This is a genomic window from Allobosea sp. P1_A7, assembly GCF_056406775.1.
Map to the genome: position 1 here is coordinate 1 of NZ_JBFTZN010000567.1, position 1,346 is coordinate 1,346.

A 1,346-nucleotide genomic window follows, 5' to 3' on the forward strand; every position below is an offset into this window, starting at 1 on the left:
GAGCTGCCGGGCACCGTCAGCCATCTCTCCCCGGCGACCACCCGCGACCCCACCACCGGCGCCAATTTCTACACCGGCGAGATCCAGATCGACGGCGATCTCGTCGCCGCCCTCGGCGACCGCAAGCTCCAGCCTGGAATGCCAGTCGAGGTCTTCATCACCACCGAGGAACGCACCGCGCTCTCGTTCCTGACAAAGCCCTTCGCCGACCACGCCAACAGGATCTTCAAGGAGAGGTGAGGCGACCGCTGCCCCTCATGTTCGAATCATCGAATGGGAGGGGATCCGGCAGCCGACCAGCGCCGCTCCAACATGGAGCGCCCCCACCATCTCGCAAAGGGTTTTGACTGAGCGACCATCTCATTCGACTTGCAGCGGTAAAGTAGAGAGGGGGAGGAGCCATGCCGGATCGTTCGCTCGCGATCGTCGATGATCACCCGGTGCTGATGGAGGGGATCGCCGCCCTGCTGAAACGATGGGGCGGTTTTACGCTCGCCGCGACCGGGAATGTCGCGGACGATATGGTGTCGATCACCAGGAGCCATCGGCCCGATGACATGATCGTCGATCCCTGCATGGCGGGGGATATCTATCGGGCGATCTCGGACGCGTTGAGGATCGCTCCCACCATGAAGATCGTTGTGTTCACGGCCTCGGCCAGCACGGATGATGCGATCAGGGCTCTTGATGCCGGGGCGAAGGGCTACGTCCTAAAGAGCGGCCCGGGAGACGACCTCATTCAAGCCCTTCAGGCCGCGCAACGCAACGACGTCTATGTCAGTCCCTCGTTCGCGAGCAAACTAATCTGCGCCTTGAAGGACAAGTCTCTCGAACGACAGAAGGCGGCCTGCAACAGGCTCAGCGTCCGGGAGGAGCAGATTGTCAAACTGCTGCTTTGCGGAAAGATGAACAGCGAGATCGCCCGCGAGCTTTCGCTCAGCACCAAGACCATCAAGGCGCACATGACCGGCCTGATGGCAAAGCTGAATGCCCGTAATCGTCTGGAGGCGGTCATCGCCGCGCAAAAGCTGGCTGCGGCGACGAGCATCCCGGTTGCCACAAGGTTCCGCCCCTGAAAGACGAGTCGAGGATCGCGCCAAAGACGAAGATCATCGTGTTCACGGCCTCGGCCAGCACGGCTGAGGCGATCAAATCTCTCGACGCCGCGGAGCTAAATCTGCATGCGTGAAGAGGGTTCTGTTGCAAATTTCCGCGGCGCCATAGAATTTGGTGGTTCGTGCCCTTTCACGCCGCTGCGATAATCTCAAACTGCGCTGCGATGGACGGATTTGGATTGTAGGCGTATCTGGCCTGTCGCTTGCGCATCATGTGAACCATCTCGATAC

The 1,346-nt window shown here is 60.6% G+C and carries 2 protein-coding genes and 1 pseudogene; 2 read left to right on the top strand and 1 reads right to left on the bottom strand.

Features of this window, described 5'->3' with window-relative positions; all coding sequences use genetic code 11:
* Together AC1D34_RS37630 and AC1D34_RS37635 are read left to right on the top strand one after the other, a co-directional pair.
* Positions 1-240: beta-barrel domain-containing protein (locus tag AC1D34_RS37630; protein WP_476827036.1), on the top strand; the 240-nt coding region annotated here is incomplete at its 5' end.
* Positions 241-401: 161 nt separating this feature from the next.
* Positions 402-1,076, top strand: a complete 675-nt coding sequence (locus AC1D34_RS37635) for a LuxR C-terminal-related transcriptional regulator (protein ID WP_441509220.1) — start codon at positions 402-404, stop codon at positions 1,074-1,076.
* Between the two features lie 169 nt (positions 1,077-1,245).
* Here the strand turns inward: AC1D34_RS37635 and AC1D34_RS37640 are convergent.
* Positions 1,246-1,346, bottom strand: a pseudogene (locus tag AC1D34_RS37640) (IS6 family transposase); the annotation flags it as partial.